The sequence below is a fragment of the Gordonia sp. JH63 genome, assembly GCF_009856645.1.
Lineage (GTDB): Bacteria > Actinomycetota > Actinomycetes > Mycobacteriales > Mycobacteriaceae > Gordonia > Gordonia hongkongensis.
In genome coordinates, this window is record NZ_CP047235.1 from 5,089,806 (window position 1) to 5,107,202 (window position 17,397).

The 17,397-nt window shown below is 67.6% G+C and carries 19 protein-coding genes; 5 read left to right on the top strand and 14 right to left on the bottom strand.

The features are described 5' to 3' along the window. Nucleotides 1-68 precede the first annotated feature (68 nt). The 10 genes from GR168_RS22525 to GR168_RS22570 form a co-directional block, all read right to left on the bottom strand. Nucleotides 69-827 (bottom strand): protein glxC, encoded by a 759-nt coding sequence (locus GR168_RS22525; RefSeq protein ID WP_159371722.1) that lies wholly within the window; start codon nt 825-827, stop codon nt 69-71. Next, complete coding sequence (locus GR168_RS22530; RefSeq protein ID WP_159371723.1) at nt 815-1,711, bottom strand: glutamine amidotransferase; 897 nt, start codon at nt 1,709-1,711, stop codon at nt 815-817. Before GR168_RS22530 ends, GR168_RS22525 begins: the two co-directional genes overlap by 13 nt. Before the next feature lie 64 nt (nt 1,712-1,775). Continuing rightward, entirely contained in the window at nt 1,776-3,131 is a 1,356-nt protein-coding gene (gene glnT, locus GR168_RS22535; RefSeq protein WP_065631138.1) for a type III glutamate--ammonia ligase, read from the bottom strand. Between the two features lie 229 nt (nt 3,132-3,360). Continuing rightward, on the bottom strand, nt 3,361-4,731 hold the full coding sequence (locus GR168_RS22540) for an ammonium transporter (RefSeq protein WP_065631120.1): 1,371 nt from the start codon (nt 4,729-4,731) through the stop codon (nt 3,361-3,363). A gap of 56 nt (nt 4,732-4,787) precedes the next feature. Continuing rightward, complete coding sequence (locus tag GR168_RS22545) at nt 4,788-5,798, bottom strand: DUF3445 domain-containing protein (protein WP_159371724.1); 1,011 nt, start codon at nt 5,796-5,798, stop codon at nt 4,788-4,790. Beyond that, nucleotides 5,795-6,793 (bottom strand): PDR/VanB family oxidoreductase, encoded by a 999-nt coding sequence (locus GR168_RS22550; RefSeq protein WP_065631121.1) that lies wholly within the window; start codon nt 6,791-6,793, stop codon nt 5,795-5,797. Before GR168_RS22550 ends, GR168_RS22545 begins: the two co-directional genes overlap by 4 nt. Continuing rightward, complete coding sequence (locus GR168_RS22555; RefSeq protein WP_159371725.1) at nt 6,790-8,322, bottom strand: DUF3445 domain-containing protein; 1,533 nt, start codon at nt 8,320-8,322, stop codon at nt 6,790-6,792. The genes GR168_RS22550 and GR168_RS22555 overlap by 4 nt, the downstream gene beginning before the upstream one ends. Next, nucleotides 8,319-9,320 (bottom strand): PDR/VanB family oxidoreductase, encoded by a 1,002-nt coding sequence (locus GR168_RS22560; protein WP_159371726.1) that lies wholly within the window; start codon nt 9,318-9,320, stop codon nt 8,319-8,321. The genes GR168_RS22555 and GR168_RS22560 overlap by 4 nt, the downstream gene beginning before the upstream one ends. Further along, nucleotides 9,317-9,901, bottom strand: a complete 585-nt coding sequence (locus GR168_RS22565; RefSeq protein WP_159371727.1) for a dimethylamine monooxygenase subunit DmmA family protein — start codon at nt 9,899-9,901, stop codon at nt 9,317-9,319. The genes GR168_RS22560 and GR168_RS22565 overlap by 4 nt, the downstream gene beginning before the upstream one ends. 9 nt (nt 9,902-9,910) lie before the next feature. Then, nucleotides 9,911-10,294, bottom strand: a complete 384-nt coding sequence (locus GR168_RS22570) for an ethanolamine utilization protein (protein ID WP_068972132.1) — start codon at nt 10,292-10,294, stop codon at nt 9,911-9,913. Nucleotides 10,295-10,848: 554 nt separating this feature from the next. On the opposite strand from GR168_RS22570, the gene GR168_RS22575 reads away from it, so the two are divergent. Both GR168_RS22575 and GR168_RS22580 read left to right on the top strand, forming a co-directional pair. After that, entirely contained in the window at nt 10,849-11,139 is a 291-nt protein-coding gene (locus GR168_RS22575; protein ID WP_068972131.1) for a WhiB family transcriptional regulator, read from the top strand. 125 nt (nt 11,140-11,264) lie between these two features. Next, the gene (locus GR168_RS22580; protein ID WP_159371728.1) at nt 11,265-11,597 is read left to right on the top strand and encodes a hypothetical protein; all 333 of its coding nucleotides are present in this window, start codon (nt 11,265-11,267) and stop codon (nt 11,595-11,597) included. Between the two features lie 25 nt (nt 11,598-11,622). On the opposite strand, the gene GR168_RS22585 is transcribed toward GR168_RS22580, so the two are convergent. Then, entirely contained in the window at nt 11,623-13,098 is a 1,476-nt protein-coding gene (locus GR168_RS22585; protein WP_159371729.1) for an MDR family MFS transporter, read from the bottom strand. 122 nt (nt 13,099-13,220) lie between these two features. Here GR168_RS22585 and GR168_RS22590 point away from each other — a divergent pair, with 122 nt between their 5' ends. Next, nucleotides 13,221-13,844, top strand: coding sequence for a TetR family transcriptional regulator (locus GR168_RS22590; RefSeq protein WP_159371730.1), 624 nt, complete (start codon nt 13,221-13,223; stop codon nt 13,842-13,844). On the opposite strand, the gene GR168_RS22595 is transcribed toward GR168_RS22590, so the two are convergent. Then, nucleotides 13,845-14,075 (bottom strand): hypothetical protein, encoded by a 231-nt coding sequence (locus tag GR168_RS22595; RefSeq protein WP_137809184.1) that lies wholly within the window; start codon nt 14,073-14,075, stop codon nt 13,845-13,847. It lies immediately after the preceding gene. A gap of 83 nt (nt 14,076-14,158) precedes the next feature. Here GR168_RS22595 and GR168_RS22600 point away from each other — a divergent pair, with 83 nt between their 5' ends. After that, on the top strand, nt 14,159-14,296 hold the full coding sequence (locus GR168_RS22600) for a hypothetical protein (protein ID WP_159371731.1): 138 nt from the start codon (nt 14,159-14,161) through the stop codon (nt 14,294-14,296). Between the two features lie 72 nt (nt 14,297-14,368). Here the strand turns inward: GR168_RS22600 and GR168_RS22605 are convergent, their stop codons facing one another. Next, nucleotides 14,369-14,821, bottom strand: a complete 453-nt coding sequence (locus tag GR168_RS22605) for a VOC family protein (RefSeq protein ID WP_137809183.1) — start codon at nt 14,819-14,821, stop codon at nt 14,369-14,371. A gap of 105 nt (nt 14,822-14,926) precedes the next feature. Between GR168_RS22605 and GR168_RS22610 the strand changes: the two genes are divergently transcribed. Further along, nucleotides 14,927-15,967 carry a WYL domain-containing protein gene (locus GR168_RS22610; RefSeq protein WP_159371732.1) on the top strand — a complete coding sequence of 347 codons (1,041 nt, stop codon included), beginning with the start codon at nt 14,927-14,929 and terminating at the stop codon, nt 15,965-15,967. Nucleotides 15,968-16,043: 76 nt separating this feature from the next. Here the strand turns inward: GR168_RS22610 and GR168_RS22615 are convergent, their stop codons facing one another. Next, a complete protein-coding gene (locus GR168_RS22615) occupies nt 16,044-17,384 on the bottom strand; it encodes a glycogen debranching protein (RefSeq protein ID WP_159371733.1) in 1,341 nt (446 codons plus the stop codon). Nucleotides 17,385-17,397: the final 13 nt, after the last annotated feature.

Below are 17,397 nucleotides of genomic sequence, written 5' to 3' on the forward strand. Positions count from 1 at the left end.
CTCGCACCTCAGGGAGCAGGGGTTGCGCCTCCGCAAGCTCCGGGCGCTCCTCAGGGAGCGGAGGAGGGTCAGTACGCGGAGGTGTTGTCGACCTTGAAGTGGTAGAGCTCGCGGGCGGAGCCGTAGCGGGTGTAGTCGCGGGGGTCGTCGTCGCCGAAACCGGCGGCCTTGAGCAACCCGGCCAGTTCCTCGAGGTGCTCGGCGCGCATCGGTTTGGCGATGCAATCGGCACCCAGCGAGGCGACCTCGCCGCGCACGTAGATGCGGGTCTCGTAGATCGAGTCGCCGAGACCGTCGCCGGCGTCGCCGCGGACGACCAAGCGGCCCGCCTGAGCCATGAAAGCGCTGTTGTGCCCGACGTTTCCGCCGACGACGATGTCGACGCCCTTCATCGAGATGCCGCAGCGTGCCGCGGCATCGCCCTCGACGACGAGGAGTCCACCGTGCGCGGTGGCGCCGGCCGACTGCGAGGCGTTGCCCTTCACGATCACACTGCCGCTCATCATGTTCTCGGCGACGCCGGTGCCGGCGTTGCCGTTGATCGTGACCTCGGCCTGCTGGTTCATGCCCGCGGCGTAGTAGCCGACGTGGCCGTTGATCGTGATCTTCACCGGCAGGTTGACTCCCGCGGCGACGCTGTGGGCTCCGGCCGGGTTGTCGATGACGATCTCGCCGGAGATGTCCCCGTGCAGCATCGAGTTGATCTCGCGCAACGGGGTTTCGGCGAGGTCGAAGGTGTGATTGGGGTTCATCGTCTCAGCTTTCGCCGTGTCGTTCGAGGCGGGAACGGTAGGGGTGGAGGGAAACTCGGCGGTCATCGAGTCCATGCGTAGACGACCTCCGGCTCGGGCTCCCAGATGCGGGCGTTCTCCACGCCGGGCAGTTTGGCCAGTGCGCGGTACTCACTCGCCATGGCCACCCAGTCGTCGGTCTCGGCGATCACGGCCGGTTTGCATGCGATGGCGTCGCGCACCACCGCGAACGAATCGCGATTCGACACCAGCAACGTGTAGAAACCGTCGAAGTTCGCGCAGACCTCTTTCAGTGCTGTTTCCACGTCCTTGCCCGCCGCAAGCTGGTGTGCGACGAAGCGCGCCCCGACCTCCGTGTCGTTCTCACTGTCGAATTCCACTCCGGCAGCGCGCAGTTCACGCCGGATGGTCGCGTGATTCGCAAACGAACCGTTGTGGACCAGGCACTGTTCGGGGCCGACCGCAAACGGATGTGCGCCCGAGGAGGTGACCGCCGATTCGGTCGCCATCCGGGTGTGCCCGACGCCCTGCCATCCCGACGCCGCGGCCAGGCCCCAGGATTCGGTCAGGTCACGGGGTGCGCCGACGCCCTTGAGGACGGTCAGGTCCGACCCGAAACCGGCCACCAGGGCCTGCGGGTATGCGGCCCGGGCGGCGGCCAGCAGCTCGTCGGCCGGCGCCGGGGCGGAGGCCACCAGCGTCACGTCGATCGTCTGTGCCGCGACCGGCACCCCGAGGGCCGCGCTCAGCGTCGTGGACACCTCGTCGGGAAGAACGTCGAGTTCGAGGAGGGAGATGCAGCCGTGTCCGGACGGTGCCCACGTGGGGTTGCCGTAGACGGCGATACCCGCCGAATCCGCGCCACGGTCTTGCATCTCGCCGAGCATCCCGGCGAGCATCTCGCCCAACCGGGGGTGAAGGTCAGGGTTGCGCAGGTGCAGCCCGACGATTCCGCACATGATCAGTTCCTTACGTCGATCGATGAATCTCGTTGAGAGGTCTTGTGTTCTGGGGGAAGGACGGTCAGAACGCCGTCAGGTACTTGTCGACCTCCCACGGCGTGACCGCCGCGTGCCAGTCGAAGAACTCGTCGCGTTTGAGTCCGGCGAAGTATGCCGAGACCCGCTGCTCGTCCTCGGGCCAGTCCTCGGGAAGCGCGGCGTCGAGCGTGCCGGCGACGACCCCGTCGGCCTCCAGCGCCTCCACCGCGTGCAGGAGGGTGAGCGGGAGTTCGGCGATGTGGCCGGGGCAGTTGCCGACGGCGCCCGGGTCCAGACTCCGCTTGATGCCGTCGAGTCCCGCACCGAGCAGCGCGGCGACGGCCAGGTACGGATTCGCCGACCCGTCACCGCCACGGAGCTCCACGCGCTGCTCGTCGGGCACCCGGATGTAGTGGGTGCGGTCGTTGCCGCCATAGGTGGCCCGCCGCGGGGCCCAGGACGCACCCGAGCGCGTCGCCGTCGCACCGGTTCGCTTGTAGGAGTTGACCGTCGGTGCGATCACGGCTTGGAGCGCGGGTGCGTGTTCCAGAATCCCGCCGATGAACCCGTACGCCGTCTCCGACAACCCCAGTCCTCGCTCGTCGTCGGTGACCTGCGGGAACACCGGGTCGCCCGCCTGCGTGAGGGACAGGTGGAAGTGCAGACCCGACCCGGTGCGCTCTGCGAAGGGTTTCGGCATGAAGGTCGCGATCATGCCCTTCTCCGCAGCCAGGGCGGAGAGCAGGTACCGGAGCGTGACGACGCGGTCGGCGGTCGTGAGCGCGTCGGAGTAGGCGAAGTTCTGCTCGAACTGGCCGTTCCCGTCCTCGTGGTCGTTGGCGTAGTTGCTCCAGCCGAGTTGGTTCATCGCGGTGGACACGGTGGTGAGGTGGTCGTACATCCGGGTGAGACCGCGGACGTCGTAGCACGGCTGGTCGGAATCATCGGCGGCGTCGGCGGTCACCAGCGAGCCGTCGGCGGCCCGTTTCAGGAGGAAGTACTCGACCTCGGCCCCGACCCACGGCTCGAAACCCGCGTCCGCGGTCTGCGCGATGAGCGCCTTGAGGATGTTCCGGGGCGCGAACGGCCACGGCTTGCCCTCGACATGGGGATCGCACTGAACGACCGCGAGGCCCTCCTTGATGAACGGGATGGGCAGGAAGGACCGGACATCGGGGATCGCGATGAGATCGGGATCCTTCGGCTCCTGGCCGATCGCGCCGACCGCATATCCGGCGAAACCTACGCCCTCGGTGGCCAATTCGTCCACCGCTTCCACCGGCACCAGTTTGGCGCAGGGCTTGCCGCGGAGGTCGACGAACATCGCGAGGATGAACTTGGTGCCGTGCGTCGCGCAGAGATCGGCGAGTTCGCCGGTCGTTGTCTCGGTGGTTGTCATCATGTGCTCCGGGGTCGACTCTATGGGCTTTCGTTCCGCATGTCTACTAGCGTGAACCATTGTCTACTATTAGTAGACCCGGTGGATGTTTCGTCCCTGTTTCGACTCCGTGAGCGGTGGGTGTCAATCTGTCCGGCAACGTTTTCCACGTCCTCGGACGCACAGCGCTCGGGGGCCCACCGTCGAACGGTGAACCCCCGAGCAGTTGCCAACCGATGACCGGTATGGATCAGACCCCGGCCGGTGGCGCCGAGGCCGGAGTCGACGGCGGCATCGCCTCCTCCACCTTGTCCGCGGCACGGGCCGGCGACATGGTCGCGAGTCCGCCGGCGTGACCGACCGAGGCGGCGGGGATCTCGTACGCCGTCTCCGCGTGGACCGCGGTGTCGAGGCCGACCATCTCGGTCTCCTCGTCGACGCGCATGCCGATGAGCTTGTCGAGTCCCTTGGCGATCAGCCAGGTCATCACGAACGAGTACGTGCAGGTGATGACGATGCCGGCGAGCTCACGCCAGACGATGTCCACCGGACCGCCGAACAAGATCCCCTGGACACCGGCCGGCGCGGCCTCGGTGGCGAAGAGCACGATGCAGATGGTTCCGACGATCCCGCCGATGCCGTGCACGGCGAAGGCATCCAGCGTCTCGTCGATCTTGAGCTTGCTCTTGAAGCTCAGCAGGAACGCCACGACCGCCGCGGCGAAGATGCCCACGAGCAGCGCACCGAGCGGTGCCATGCTGCTGGCCGCCGGGGTGATCCCGACGAGGCCCGCGACGGTGCCGGTGATCATGCCGAGCGAGGTGACGTGCCCCTCGCGCCACTTCTCGATGATCGCGAACCCGATCATGCCCGCCGAACCGGCCAGCAGGGTGTTCAGGATGACGGCCTGCGCGAGGAAGTTGGCGCCGAGCGCGCAACTGCCGTTGAACCCGAACCAGCCGAAGAACAGGATGCCGCCGCCCATGATCGTCATCGGCACGTTGTGCGGGCGCTCCATCCGCCGCTTGCGCGCACCGAGCACCACCGCGAGGGCAAGGGCCGCGACACCGGCATTCATGTGGACGGCGGTGCCGCCTGCGTAGTCGACGATCTCGAGGTCGTTCAGCAGGAACCCGCCGCTGTAGTTGTCGTCGACGTCGGCCGCGAAGACCCAGTGGGCGACCGGGAAGTACACCACGATGAGCCAGATCGGCGCGAAGACCAGCCACGCCGAGAACTTCATCCGGCCCGCCGCGCCGCTGGCGACGATCGCGATCGTGATGGCCGCGAACAGGATGAACCAGGCTGCGAAGTAGAGCGTCTGGGTGGCGCCGGAAGCGTCGTCGGTGAGCCAGTTGGTCAGGCCGATGTAGTCGGTCGGGTTGCCGATGAGGCCCCACCCGCCCACCGACGGACCGGACACCAGGCCGTGCCCGATCACGACGTACAGGACCGCCGTGATCGCCAGGGTGGACATGACCATCGTCATGATGTTGAGGACGTTCTTCGATCCGACCATGCCTCCGTAGAAGAAGGCCAGGCCCGGGAACATCAGCAGGACGAAGACGAAGGCCGCCAGCATCCATGCCAGGTCGGCATTGGCGGCGAGTATGGGTTCCATGAGCGATCTTTCGGTTCTGGGACTCTACGAGAAGTCGGGTGTTACGGGACCAGGGCTCACGGGCGACTTTGACCGCGGAGGTATGCGACGACGTTGTCGCGATAGTCGAGAAAACCCTTGTAGGCGGCGATGTCCTCGCCGAGCGTCTCGATGACGGTCGCCAATTGACCGGCCCACTCGGGTATGCGCTTCACGTCCTCGAGCGAGGCCATGAATGTCCGGATATTGAACGTCACCGCACCCGACATCGGCAACCGGACGAAGTGTTCCAGCTCGATGCGCAGTCGCGCGCGACCGAAATCGCCGTCGGCGATCATGCCCGCGACGTCGGCCGCCCACTCCGGCAGCTCCTCGAGGCTGACGTCGAGTTTGTGGGAGTCCGACGCCGACAGCGTCCAGTTCACCCTGCGGTACACCTGGTCTGCGGGTAGCCTCCGCAGGAACTGTTCGGCGCGGGCGACGATGCCTTCGCGGAGCATGCGGGGAACGGGCGCGTGGATCTCGTACATGTCCATCCCGACGTCGAAGGACACCGACCACGCGGCGGCGAAGGTGACCACGCCGGCGTCGAAGTACAGGTGCCCGTCGCGTTCGGTGACGAGCAGCAGGTCGTCGGGTACCTCACGCGCCAGGAATTCCATGGGGCCGTAGGGAAGGGTGGCCGGATCACCCAGGACGAACTCCTGATCCGTACCCAGAAGCCGGTTGCACCAACGGAATCGACCGTCACCGTGTTCGGTGAGCTCCATCGCCGCGGGGTAGGCGTGACCGAGATCGCGCAGGTAGTACAACAGCAGATCCCAGGAGGCCAGTTCCATCCCCGGGCGCACACGGACGCGTGTCGGATCGGCGTCGAGGATCCGCCGTCGCTCGGCCATGATCTCCGGATACTCGGCGCCGCCGAGATCGACGAGGTGCCTGCCCCATTCGCCGGCCCGGGTCGGACGCGGGATGCGTGCCGGTTCGACGTTCACGCTGTAGGAGAACTCCTCCATTTCGTCCGGAAACGGCCACGGCAGGTTCGTCAGGTGGTCGACCCGACGGGTCGGGAACGATTCGATGCTCACAGGTCCACCTCGATGTCCTGACCGCGCGAGACACAACACAGCATGGCGTCGCCCACGGTCTTCTCGTCGTCGGTCAGTACGAAGTCGCGGTGCTCGATTCGGCCGCTTCGCACCGGGATTCGGCATTCGCCGCACACGCCTTGGCGGCACAGACTCGGCACCGGGACGCCGTTGTCGAGCAACCGCTGCAGCAGCGACACACCCGGTGGCACGTCGATGCGGAGGCCCGAAGACGCCACCGTCACGGTGAAGGGATCGCCGGGATCCTGTTCGGGGGCGGTGAAACGTTCGAGATGTACTCGCGCGCTGGGCCATCCGGCGTCCTCCGCGAGCCGCGTGTACGCCTCCAGGAGTGACGTGGGACCACAGGCATAGGCGTGCGTTCCGAGCGGCTGCGCCCGCAATCGCTCAGCGATCACCCGCATGGTGGCCGCGGCCCCGGACACCTCGTGCAGCGTCACGGAGGGTTGCATGGCGAGCGCCCGCAGGTCCTCGGTGTGCGCACCGCATCCACGCCGATAGGAGTAGACGATGTCGGCCCGACGCCCGTCCCGAGCGAGGGCACGGGCGTGCGACAGCACCGGCGTGACCCCGATTCCGCCCGCGATCAGCAATGCGCCGCGCTGATCGAGCACCGGCGGGAACATCGAACGCGGACCCTCGATCTCGATGACGGCATCGACGACGAGGTTGTCGTGCAACCAATCCGAACCACCGCCCGCACCACGTCGCAACACCGAGATGCCGTAGCTGGTCGGGTACATCCCGTCGTCGACGAGCGAGTAGGCATTCCGCTGTCCGCCGGCCGAGATGATGAGATGGCTGCCCGGCTGGTACGCGGTCAGGACCGCGTGGGCGTCGTCGACGGGGCCGAACCGGAAATGCGTGACCTCGTCGGTGAGTTGTCGCACGGACATGACACGCATCGGTCGCGGACCGGTGGCATAGGCCGGATGAAGGTGGGCCGGGTACTGCCCTACGGCGACCGCGGTCATTCGTCGCCGCCGACCGCAGAGGCCAGGAAGCTGCCCATCACCGGTGAATGGTGTTCGTGCACCTCGAGATCCCGAGCGCAACCGGGGCACGCGACGACGCCGCCGACAACGGCCTCGGCGCGAAAGGTCTCGCGGCAATGCGCGCAGTAGAGCGGTAGGTCGCGGGTGTGCGTGACATAGCACGACAGTTCGGCCGCCACCGCCCCCGCGTTACGCGCCATGGCGAGTGCCGTCATGACGTCGTACTGCCCGCCGGTGACCAGGACTCGGGTACCGGTGCGGCACTCGTCCAGAGCAGACTGCAACGCCGATCTGTCGACCGCGTCGCCCAGTGAGTCCAGGACCACCAACCGCGTCCCTCCGGCTGCCTCGGCGGCCGCCACCCAGTTCCGTGACACGTGCGCGGCTGCCGGATCGTCGCCGATCGCCACCACGAGGAACGCCGCCCCGGTGGTGTCGACGGCCGGGGGCGAGGCGGGCCACCGCGGCATGCCGGCCCCGGTGGTCTCCGGCGTCGCCGGTGCGGCCGCGCGCAGCCACTGCGCCGCACGATCCCGGAACTTGATGATGCCCTTGTAATCGGCCATGTCACCGGGCAATTCGGCCAACACCTCCGCGGTGCGTCGGCGCCAGACCTCGACGGTGGCGAGTTGCTCGAGCGGAAGCATGTACGTCCGGATGAGGAACATGACCGCACCCGAATCCGGCAGCCGGATGAGGTGTTGCACTTCGACGCGGAGGTGTACCCGCCTGCCGAACTCGTCGTCGGGGACCTGTTGGATGACCTCCCGGTCCGGTCCCCACTTGTGATAGATCTCGGTCGAGACGTCGAGCCTGCGGTCGATCGTCAACGTCCAGTTGGTTCGTCGATACGGCTGATGAGGTTGGAGGCGCTTGAGGAACTCGTGCGCACGGGTGATGACGCCTTCGGGGTGGATGCGCGGCACCGGTCCGTGGATCTCGAGGAAGCTCATCCCGACGTCGAACCCGAAACTCCAATCGGCGGCGAAGGTGACGACCCCGGCATCGACGTGGAGTTGCCCATTGCGCTGATCCAGAAGGGCGATGTCCTCCTGGACCTGAGAGCTGATGTAGCGCAACGGTTCCTCGGGAAGTGACGCCGGGTCACCGTATCGGAAGTGTTGCTCGATCCCGAGGATTTCGTTGTGCCACAACCAGGTGTCGGGTCCGGTCGACGCGAGCCGGAACTCGGGACAGGTCGCGGCGAGCTCACCCATGACGGTCAACATCGCGTCCCACGCGGCCGGGACCATGTGCGGCAACACAGCATGGCGGGTGGGATCGGCGGCCAGGATCACCGCGCGCTGATCGATCTCGGTGCGGTACTCCGAATCGATGTCGACAACCGACGTCCCCCACTCGCCCGCCGCCGTGGTCACCGGGGTCCGGGCCGGCTCGACATTCGTGCTGTAACGATAGCGGTCCTCGGGGAACGGGAACGGGAAGCCCGCGAGGAGATCTGGCGCGACCGTCGTCGTCGCTCCGCCCGGGCCGAGAGTGTCTGTCACAGGGGAACCTCCAGGGTGCTGGCGGCCGCAGCGCGCGAGACGCACGGCATGATGGCGTTGCCCGCGTCCTTCTCCTCGGGGGTGAGGTAGAGATCGCGGTGGACCGGGATACCGCCGGCGAGCGGGATGCGGCACTCACCGCACACGCCTTGCCGGCAGAGATTCGGCACGACGATGCCCTCGTTCTCGAGAGCCTCGAGCATGCTCGTCCCCGCCGGTACATCGACCGTCCGCCCGGAAGCGGTCAGCTCCACACGGAAGGGGTCGCCGGCGTCGAGAGCGTCGATCCCGAACCGCTCGAGATGAATCCGCGATTCCGGCCAACCGGCGTCCACCGCCGCAGCAGTGACCGCGTCGATCATAGCCGCCGGACCGCATACGTACAGGTGGGTACCGATCGGCTGGGTACGCAGGGTCTGTGCGAGGCGATCGGCGAAAGAGTGCCGGTCGGTGAACAGTTCGGCACGGGGTCCGGCGAGTGCGGTGACCTCGTCGAGGTGGGCGGCCGCCGAATCACGGAAGACATACAGCAGTTGCACATCCCGGCGCCAGCGAGCCGCCGACCGAAGGTGGGACATCATCGGCGTGATCCCGATCCCGCCGGCGATCAGGAGATGTTTACGCGCCCGGGCGACCGGAGCGAACGCGCTGCGCGGCAACCCCACCGACACCGTTGCGCCGACCTCGAGTTCGTCGTGCAACCAACGCGATCCGCCCTTGCCGTCATCGAGTCGGAGCACCGAGATCGAGTAGTGCAACGGATGCGCGCCGTCGCCGGTCAGGCTGTAGGCGTTGGTGAAGGCACCCCCGTGCACGACGACGTGACTGCCCGGGATGTAACCGGGCAGCACGTTGCCGCCGGGGTCGGAAAAGGTGATCGCGCGGATGTCTCGGGCGGGGGCGTCGACAGCCGTGACGACGAGTTCCAGCGTCGTCGCGCCGGCTCCGGGACGCACGACGGACTCGGGGCTGCTCATGTCGGCCACTCCGGTGTTCATGAGGGATCCTTCGTGAGGGTGGGTACCTCGCCTGGTCCGGTTCCCGGACAGGCCGACTGGGCGGTCTCGGCGTCGGCCATGAAACCCAGATATTGTCCGGTTCGACGCGAGACGTGGTGGTACACGAGCAGGTCGCGACGGCAACCGACGCACCCGACGATGTCATCGACGGCCGCGGCCGCGCGGGTGACCGATCGGCAGTGTGCGCAGAAGATCTGCACGACCGACTGCGGCGCGGAAGTCACCGGGACGACGGCGATCTCGTCGTCCTCGAGTCCGGCACCGAGCGCGACCGCGCGCAGTGTCAGTGCCGATCCCGGCTCCGCTGCTATCCAGACTCGCACGCCGACAACGGCTTCGGCGAGGGTGCTGCCGAGCTGGGCGGCGACCGAGTCGGTATCCCCGTGGATACGTGTGGTGGCACGCGGAGGTAGTGATGACTCCCAGCGAGCCAGGGTCTCGGCGACATCCCCGACACCGACCAGCACGTACGAGTTGCCGGTCGGTGGGGGCGTCGTCGCCTCGATCGGTACGCCGGGACGTGCCCACGTCGGCACGCTGGAGAAGTCGATCTGCGACATGGCAGCGACTCAGAGGAGGGTGGCGTCGCGCAACCCGGTGTAGAAGGCGAGCGCGTAGTCGGGGGTGCTGAAGTAGATCTTGGACCCCTTCGGGAAGAAGATCGCGTCCTTGGCCTTGGCCACGGTCTTCTGCCCGGTCTCCCTGTTCTCCAGGAGGAACTCGCCTTCGAGCACGACCTTCATCTCGTCGTATTCGTACTCGTAGTACAGCGGCTCGTCGGTGTGGCGCAGCTCGAAGTACCCGCTGCACATGGGGCTTCCGTCCGGGTTCTCGTAGACGTCTCCGATGAAGCCCTCGGTGCCCGGGTACTCCGCCTCGGGCATCTTCGGCAGATCCTCGTATCCGCCGCTGGTCACGCGGAACTCCAGGGCCTTGGCACTCTCGATGGTCACGATGCTCCTTCACAGGTTCGATCTGGGCGTACTCGCGGGCGGCGGTACGTCGACGACATCCGGGGTCCGCGACCCATCGGCGCGACTCCCCGTAGTGGACTTTGTCCCCTGTTATGAAACAAGCGTCGTGTTTCGTAGGTGTGACGGCACTGTAATGGCGTGCTACGGAACCGGCCCGTCCCGGACAGGGTGATCGGTCGGGCACGCAGACATCGACCCGCAGGTGCGCACCGTTTCGGCCCCTGGTCGGTCGGGTACCGCGGTCGGCAAGCCGGTTCCGCCGCATGCGAGCGCCCCGGCCCAGGCGCCCGGTTGAGAACCCAGCCGGGCGCCGTCTCATGACTCGACTCCGCGGGCCTGCTCGGCACGACTGCGACCGCGCCGCAACGTGATTCGCGATCAGTGTTGCACCTTCGACCAGACTCTGACAACATACGTTCTCAGTTTGATCGGAGGGATCAATGGGCCATCGGCGTCAGTGGGTGACGGTTGCCGGCGCAACCAGCACGACAGGTCGTGCACGAAGTGCGCGCGATGTCGGCGGAGTGCCTGACATGCAACCCACGTGTACCTCGAACCCGGACGCCTGGTTCCCGGAGCAGGCCGCCGGTGCCCGGAGCCTGGCCAACCGGCACGCTGTCGACGGGTGCGTCCGCTGTCCGATCCGCTCGCGCTGCGCCCGCCTCGCACTGGACGATCCGACTCACCTGACCGGGATCTGGGCGGGTGTCTACGTGCCGCCGCCGGGCAACCAGCACCGGGCCCGTACCCATGCACTGAATCGACTGCAATCCATCGGCTTTCCGCACGCGCACCCGAACGAAGAGCACCGGACGACGGCCTGACCCGACGATGCGGTGGCACTCGCACACGACATCGGCCCGGGTGCGGCGACTACCTGAGAGGTAGTGGCTCTCACGACGTCTGACGCCGACACTGGGATCACGACGATCCGCAGAGGAGGTGTCCGATGACCGACCGACCGACCGCCGTCGGCAGAAGACCCGCTGCTCTCCGCGCGCCCACGGGCTCGTGTCCGCGGTGGCTGACCGCGGTCATGCGGTGCGACCGCGCCCTGTCCTCGTGGTTCATCGGGGCGGGCTTCTTCTTCGCGCCGGTCTTGTTGATCCTCGACCCGTGGCCGGCCGCTGTCGTGATCGCCTGGGTGACGATCTCGATGTCCGGGCTGTGGCTTGGTCTGCTCGGCGTCTTCATGGCCGCCGGCTTGGCGCAGGTGCTGCGCGCCGGCGACGAGATCCCCGACGAGTTCTGGTCCGGTCTGCTGGATTACCGGACCCGGTGAGCCGGCCGGGCCGACGGTCGAGCGGCTAGGCCGACTCGGCGGCCCGGGCCGCCGGCGCACCCGTTCGGCCACGGACGAGCGCGGCCGCTGCGATGAGCACAAGCGACAGGCAGGCCGCGACGACGAAGGCCAGGTAAATGCCGTCGGCCCCCGCCTGCAGCGGGTTCACCCCGTCGTCGATGGCCGACTGTGTACCCCGGGACATCAGCGTGATGAACAGCGCGGTGCCTGCCGCTCCCGCGACCTGCTGGATGGTGCTGACGGTCGCGCTGCCGTGCGAGTACAGCTCGGGACTCAGCAATCCCAGCGCTGAGGTCATGAGCGGCGTCAGACCGAAAGCGATACCAGCACTGAGGATCACGTGAGCCGCGATCACCATGCCCAACGACGACCCGGCGTCGAGCGTGGTGAGCAGCCACGTGCCGGCACTGACGGCCAAGGTGCCCGGTAGCACCAGTGGTCGTGCACCGACCTTGTCGAACAATGCACCGACGAAGGGCGCCAGCAGACCCATCACCAGGCCACCGGGCAGGAGCACGAGGCCGGTGGTCAGGACGTCCTTGCCCATCACGTTCTGTAGGAAAAGGGGAAGCAGGATGAGCGCGCCGAAGAGCGTCAGCATGAACCCGGCCATCAGCACGACGGCCAAGCGGAACGGTGCGATCGCGAAGGTCCGCAGGTCGAGCAGTGCCAAGCCGCGGTCGGCGAGTTTGAGCTGTCGCACGACGAACAACGCGAGCGCGACGGCGCCGATGACGAGTGGCACCCACGGTGGGATCGGGGCGTGCCCACCCGCCGACTCCCCGATGCTGCTGAGACCGTAGACGACACCGCCGAAGCCGAGAGCCGACAACGGGACCGAGATGAGGTCGAGCTGCGCGGGCCGCCGTTCGGTGACGTTGCGGACGAACACCCCGCCGAGGATCAGCGCACCGATCGCGATGGGCAGCACGATCCAGAACATGGCTCGCCAGCTGAGGGACTGCAGGATCAGGCCGGACACCGTCGGACCGACGGCCGGCGCGACGGCGATGACGATGGAGACCAGTCCCATCGTGCGGCCCCGATTCTGCTCCGGGACGACGTTCAGGATCGTCGTCATCAGCAGCGGGACCATGAGCGCGGTGCCGGACGCCTGCACCACGCGGGCGACGATCAGGAGTTCGAAGCCCGGCGCGAGGGCGGCGGCGAGGGTGCCGATCGTGAACAACGTCATCGCCGCGATGTAGATCGACCGCAGGGTGAAGCGCTGCATCAGGTAGCCGGTGATCGGGATGACGATCGCCATCGTCAGCAGGAACCCGCTGGTGAGCCATTGCGCGGTGGCGGCGGTGATCTCGAGGTCGGCCATCAGGGTGGGCAGTGCGACGCTCAGGATCGTCTCGTTCAGGATCACCACGAAGGCCGCGACCAGCAAGACCCCGATGAGCAGCACGGCGCTGCGATCCGTGCCGGTGTCGGTGCGGTTGTCGGTGCCCGGGAGGGCGGCGTTCTCGGTCACTGTCGTTCTCTCATCGCTGTGGTGGTCCGGGTCGATCACACGGCGACGCTACCGAAAAATGGCAGGGACTGCCAGGCTGGCACCGACTGACACCTGCGCCGGTCGACCGCTAGTCTCGACCCATGCCGGAATCCTCCGAGACCGGCGGGTTGCGGGCCCGCCGTCGAGATGCGACGCGCCTGGAGATCCACGAGGCCGCAGTGGATCTGTTCGAGCGCAACGGATTCGACGAGACGACGGTCGACGAGATCGCCGCTGCCGCCGGGGTCTCCCCGCGCACGTTCTTCCGGTACTTCCCGACCAAGGAAGAGTGCGTGCTCTTCGACCGCTTCGGTTTCGACCAGGCACTCGACGACCATCTGGCCGGCACCGACCCCGATGCCCTGTCGCTCGCCGACATCGAGGGCGTCTACCGGCAGCTGCTGGAGGGGTTCGGTGATCGCAGCGACGACGTGTCCGCCCATTTCATGCGCGTGCAGAAACTCGTACTCGCGACACCCACCCTGAGCCGAGCCGCCCTCGGCCGCTACGCCGACAAGTCACGCCGACGGCCCGAGGCCCTGGGCGACCGCAGCTCGGCGCGAACTCGCGGTCAGCTACGGATGATCCTGGAGATCGCCAATCTCGAGGTGCAGTGCGCCTTCGAGGAATGGGTCGAGATCAACGAGCGTCCCGGGTCGTCGGGGACGCCCCGGCCACTCGTGGACGTCTACGACGACGTGTGCCGTCGGATGCGGGAGCTGTGATCAGAGGTCACTCATGTCGAGGACGAAGCGGTGCCGCACCTCCCCTCGGCGAAGGCGGTCCAGCGCGACGTCGACCTGGCTCGACGGAAACACCTCGACGTCCGCGGCGAAGTCGTCGGGCGACGTGGCCACCGCCACCGTGTGCGCTCCGAGCGCCCGGCCATCGGGGACCTTGGCGGCGGTCGAGGTGCACGCCGTGACCTCGGCGCAGAGCGCCACCGCGAACTTCACGGCGAGGGGTCCCAGACCGCCGACTCCGGCGACGCCGACACGGACGCTCGGGCCCGCGTTCCACCTCCTCAGCGGTGCGGTCGATGATCATCTCGCTGGCGGCCACATGGGTCCCGGCGTCGATCGTCGTCGTCGCCGACCAGGACGAGAACCCCGAGATTCATCGGCGACGCAAAGCAAGCGCTCGCCGCGAGCGCTTCGCGAGCTTCTTCTCGGTGTGACCGCCCACGATGGGTCGCCCCGGCCCGGGGTACGGACTTCGAGCGTCCGCACCGCACTGACCGGGGCACGCGTCAGGACGCGACGTCGAGGACCCAGGTGACCCCGAATCTGTCGGTCAGCATGCCGAAACCGGGACTCCACTGCGACGCGGCGAGCGGTTCGACGGTCGACGCCCCGACGGACAGCCCGTCCCAGAACTGCTGCACTTCGTCGAGGGTCTCCCCTCGGACGGAGACGAAGAAGGACGCGTCGGTGACCGTCATCCCGTTCTCGCGTCTCGTCGTGCCGGCAACGTCTGCCGAAACACCCGCCGGACCCGGAACGTCATACGCCATCACTCGGAACCCGTTGTCTGATACGACCGATCCGAAGACCACGTCGTCAGCACCGGGCGCCTCGGCGGGCATCCCGAAGTCGCCGTAGGTCCGGATGACCATCTGGCCGCCGAAGACCGACCGGTAGAACTCCAGGGCCGGGCGTGCATCGCCACGGAAGTTGAGGTGCGTGGTGGTGGTGATCATCATTCTCCTGGATGTGTGTCGCGTTGCCGACCGATTCTCGGTCGCACAGACGACGATCGCCCGTGAGTAGGTCACCTTGTGTCCGCCACTGCGAACTACATTTGTCTGGTGCGCACACCGACCGCCCGGCACCTACGGCTGCTGTCTCTGCTGCAGACGCGGCGGGACTGGCCCGGCGCGCTGCTGGCCGACCGTCTGGAGGTCAGCCACCGCACCATCCGACGGGACGTGGACCGTCTGCGCGACATGGGCTACAACATCCAGGCGACGATGGGACCCGAGGGCGGTTATAGACTCGAGGCCGGCGCGGAGTTGCCGCCGCTGCTCTTCGACGACGACCAGGTGGTCGCCCTCGCGCTCGCCCTGCAGACCGCGAGCGCCACCGGTGTGGATGTCGGTGAGCCGGCCGCACGTGCGCTGGCGACCGTCCGGCAACTCATGCCCTCCCGTCTCCGCCATCGTCTCGATGCGCTCCCCGTCACCGCCGGTGGCCCCGAGACCGATCTGGCTGGGCCGGATGTGCTGAGCGCGATATCGCGGGCCGTCCACCACCGCCACGTCCTCCGGTTCGACTACGCACGCCGTGTCGGCTCACCCGAGTCAGCTGATTCTCGTTCCACTGCATCGGTTCCCGACGTCTCACCACCGCGCCGGGTGGAACCGCACCACCTCCTGACCGCTCGGGGACGCTGGTACCTGGTGGCGTGGGATCTCGAGCGAGACGACTGGCGCATCTTCCGTGCCGATCGAATGAGCCCGCGAGTACCCACCGGTCCGCAGTTCACTCGGCGCGACCTACCGACGGGAGACCCCGCATCGTTCGTCGCCGCCCGGTTCAAGGGCTCGACCGATTCCGACACGTGGCCGTGCCGCGGCAAGGTGATACTCGACCTGCCTGCCCGCGATGTCGCCCCGTTCGCCGGCGACGGCACCGTCGAAGAACTCGACTTCGATTGTTGCAGTGTGGAACTCGGCTCCTGGTCATGGATCGGGATGGCCGCGTCGCTCAACCGGTTCGACTGTTCCGTCGAAGTCGTATACCCGGCCGAACTCGCCGCGGCCTTCGGCGTCCTCGCGGCCCGCAACGCGGCCACGGCAGAGAGCTCAGGCGGCCCGGGCCTTCCCTCGGGCCCGGTTCCGTCCTGCTGATGGGATGCCATCAGCGGGACGGAAACGGCACCAGGACGACACTATTCGCTGCAACATGTGGCGAATCCGCACCAGCTCAGTCGAGCCAGTCCAGCACCGACGCCGCGGTCCAGCTCTGCTGCATGCTGCCGAGCGGCTCCCCGGTGAACGGCTCGTAGTACTCGGCGAACGTCCCGTCGGTGGCCTGGCGGAGTCCTTCCTCGCGCAGGCGCGCCGACCGCTCGGTCCAGCCACGGCGGGCGAACGCCCAGCTGAAGAGCCAGGTCATCACCGGCCAGACGGGCCCGCGCCAGTACTCGCGCGGGCGGAAGTCGGCCGAGATCGGTGACGTCGACGGCGGGACCGCATACCGCAGATCCGGGTGGCCGCAGTACCGCGGACCGTCGAAGAGTCGCAGCAGCGCGCGTTCGCGGTCCCGGGAGAGGCCGCCGCATAGCAGCGGCGCGAACACCGCGATCGTCTCGGTGTTGATCCACGAGTTGGCGCGCAGGTCGAAATCCCGTGCGGCACCGTTCCGGTCGTTGGCGGCGGACACGACCCCGGCCCGGAACCGGTCAGCCCACGCGCGGAGATCCCGCACGTCCGACCGCGGCTTGGAGTAATCCTCGCCGATCGTCGCCAGCACGTCGCAGGCAACGGCGAAGATCGCGCTGACGAACACATCCTCGACGGCGAAGCTCATCACCTTCGGGAGCAATTCGTCGTCGTAGTTGGCGCGCTTCATCTGTTCGACCAGCCAGATGTAACGGTCGTACTCGAGGTCGGTGGGCCGCATCGAGAAGTCGTCGACGTGATCGAGGTCGGCGCGTTGGTACGGGGGGAGGTCCACCCCGGGGATCACGTTGGCGTACGCGGAATCCCAGCGTGGCGAGTTGTCCATCCCCGACTCCCAGCCGTGGAAGATGGTGATCCGCCCGCGCCCGTTGGGGTCTCGCGCGTGTGCCAGCCACCGGTGCCACCGCACCAGCGAACTCCAGCGCCGGTCGATGAACTCGTTGGCGACGGCGCGGGTGGTGCGACCGTGGCGTCGGGAGTGATCGAGGATGCGCTGCACCGCGATCGCATGCACCGGCGGCTGGGTGATACCGGACGTGTCGGGGAAGTCGGGCGCGCACTCGGCGAGGCGGGCGCACTCCCAGCGAGCCGGCCCCGGGAAGTAGCCGTCGCGGCCGTTCGCGAAGACGATGTGCGGAATCATCCCGTTGCGCCACTGCGCCGACAGCAGGGTGTCCATCTCGATGACGGCCCGCTCCACCGACAACGGTGCGAGACCGACCGTGACGAACGCCGCATCCCAGCTCCACATGTGCGGATACAACTTGGGCGCAGCGCTTGTCATCGTGCCCAGGTCGTTGCCTCGAAGCAGGTACGCGGCACGTGCCGACAGCTGCGTTGGGGTGAATCCGTACCTGGCCACGTCGACGATTGTG

What these genes read in the sequence shown, in the direction of transcription:
- glnT (WP_065631138.1), bottom strand. Translation starts at nt 3,131, where the DNA reads ATGACAACCACCGAGACAACGACCGGCGAACTCGCCGATCTCTGCGCG.
- GR168_RS22590 (WP_159371730.1), top strand. Translation starts at nt 13,221, where the DNA reads ATGCCGGAATCCTCCGAGACCGGCGGGTTGCGGGCCCGCCGTCGAGAT.
- GR168_RS22560 (WP_159371726.1), bottom strand. Translation starts at nt 9,320, where the DNA reads ATGAACACCGGAGTGGCCGACATGAGCAGCCCCGAGTCCGTCGTGCGT.
- GR168_RS22525 (WP_159371722.1), bottom strand. Translation starts at nt 827, where the DNA reads ATGGACTCGATGACCGCCGAGTTTCCCTCCACCCCTACCGTTCCCGCC.
- GR168_RS22575 (WP_068972131.1), top strand. Translation starts at nt 10,849, where the DNA reads ATGCAACCCACGTGTACCTCGAACCCGGACGCCTGGTTCCCGGAGCAG.
- GR168_RS22540 (WP_065631120.1), bottom strand. Translation starts at nt 4,731, where the DNA reads ATGGAACCCATACTCGCCGCCAATGCCGACCTGGCATGGATGCTGGCG.
- GR168_RS22605 (WP_137809183.1), bottom strand. Translation starts at nt 14,821, where the DNA reads ATGATGATCACCACCACCACGCACCTCAACTTCCGTGGCGATGCACGC.
- GR168_RS22580 (WP_159371728.1), top strand. Translation starts at nt 11,265, where the DNA reads ATGACCGACCGACCGACCGCCGTCGGCAGAAGACCCGCTGCTCTCCGC.
- GR168_RS22600 (WP_159371731.1), top strand. Translation starts at nt 14,159, where the DNA reads ATGATCATCTCGCTGGCGGCCACATGGGTCCCGGCGTCGATCGTCGTC.
- GR168_RS22565 (WP_159371727.1), bottom strand. Translation starts at nt 9,901, where the DNA reads ATGTCGCAGATCGACTTCTCCAGCGTGCCGACGTGGGCACGTCCCGGC.
- GR168_RS22530 (WP_159371723.1), bottom strand. Translation starts at nt 1,711, where the DNA reads ATGTGCGGAATCGTCGGGCTGCACCTGCGCAACCCTGACCTTCACCCC.
- GR168_RS22550 (WP_065631121.1), bottom strand. Translation starts at nt 6,793, where the DNA reads ATGACCGCGGTCGCCGTAGGGCAGTACCCGGCCCACCTTCATCCGGCC.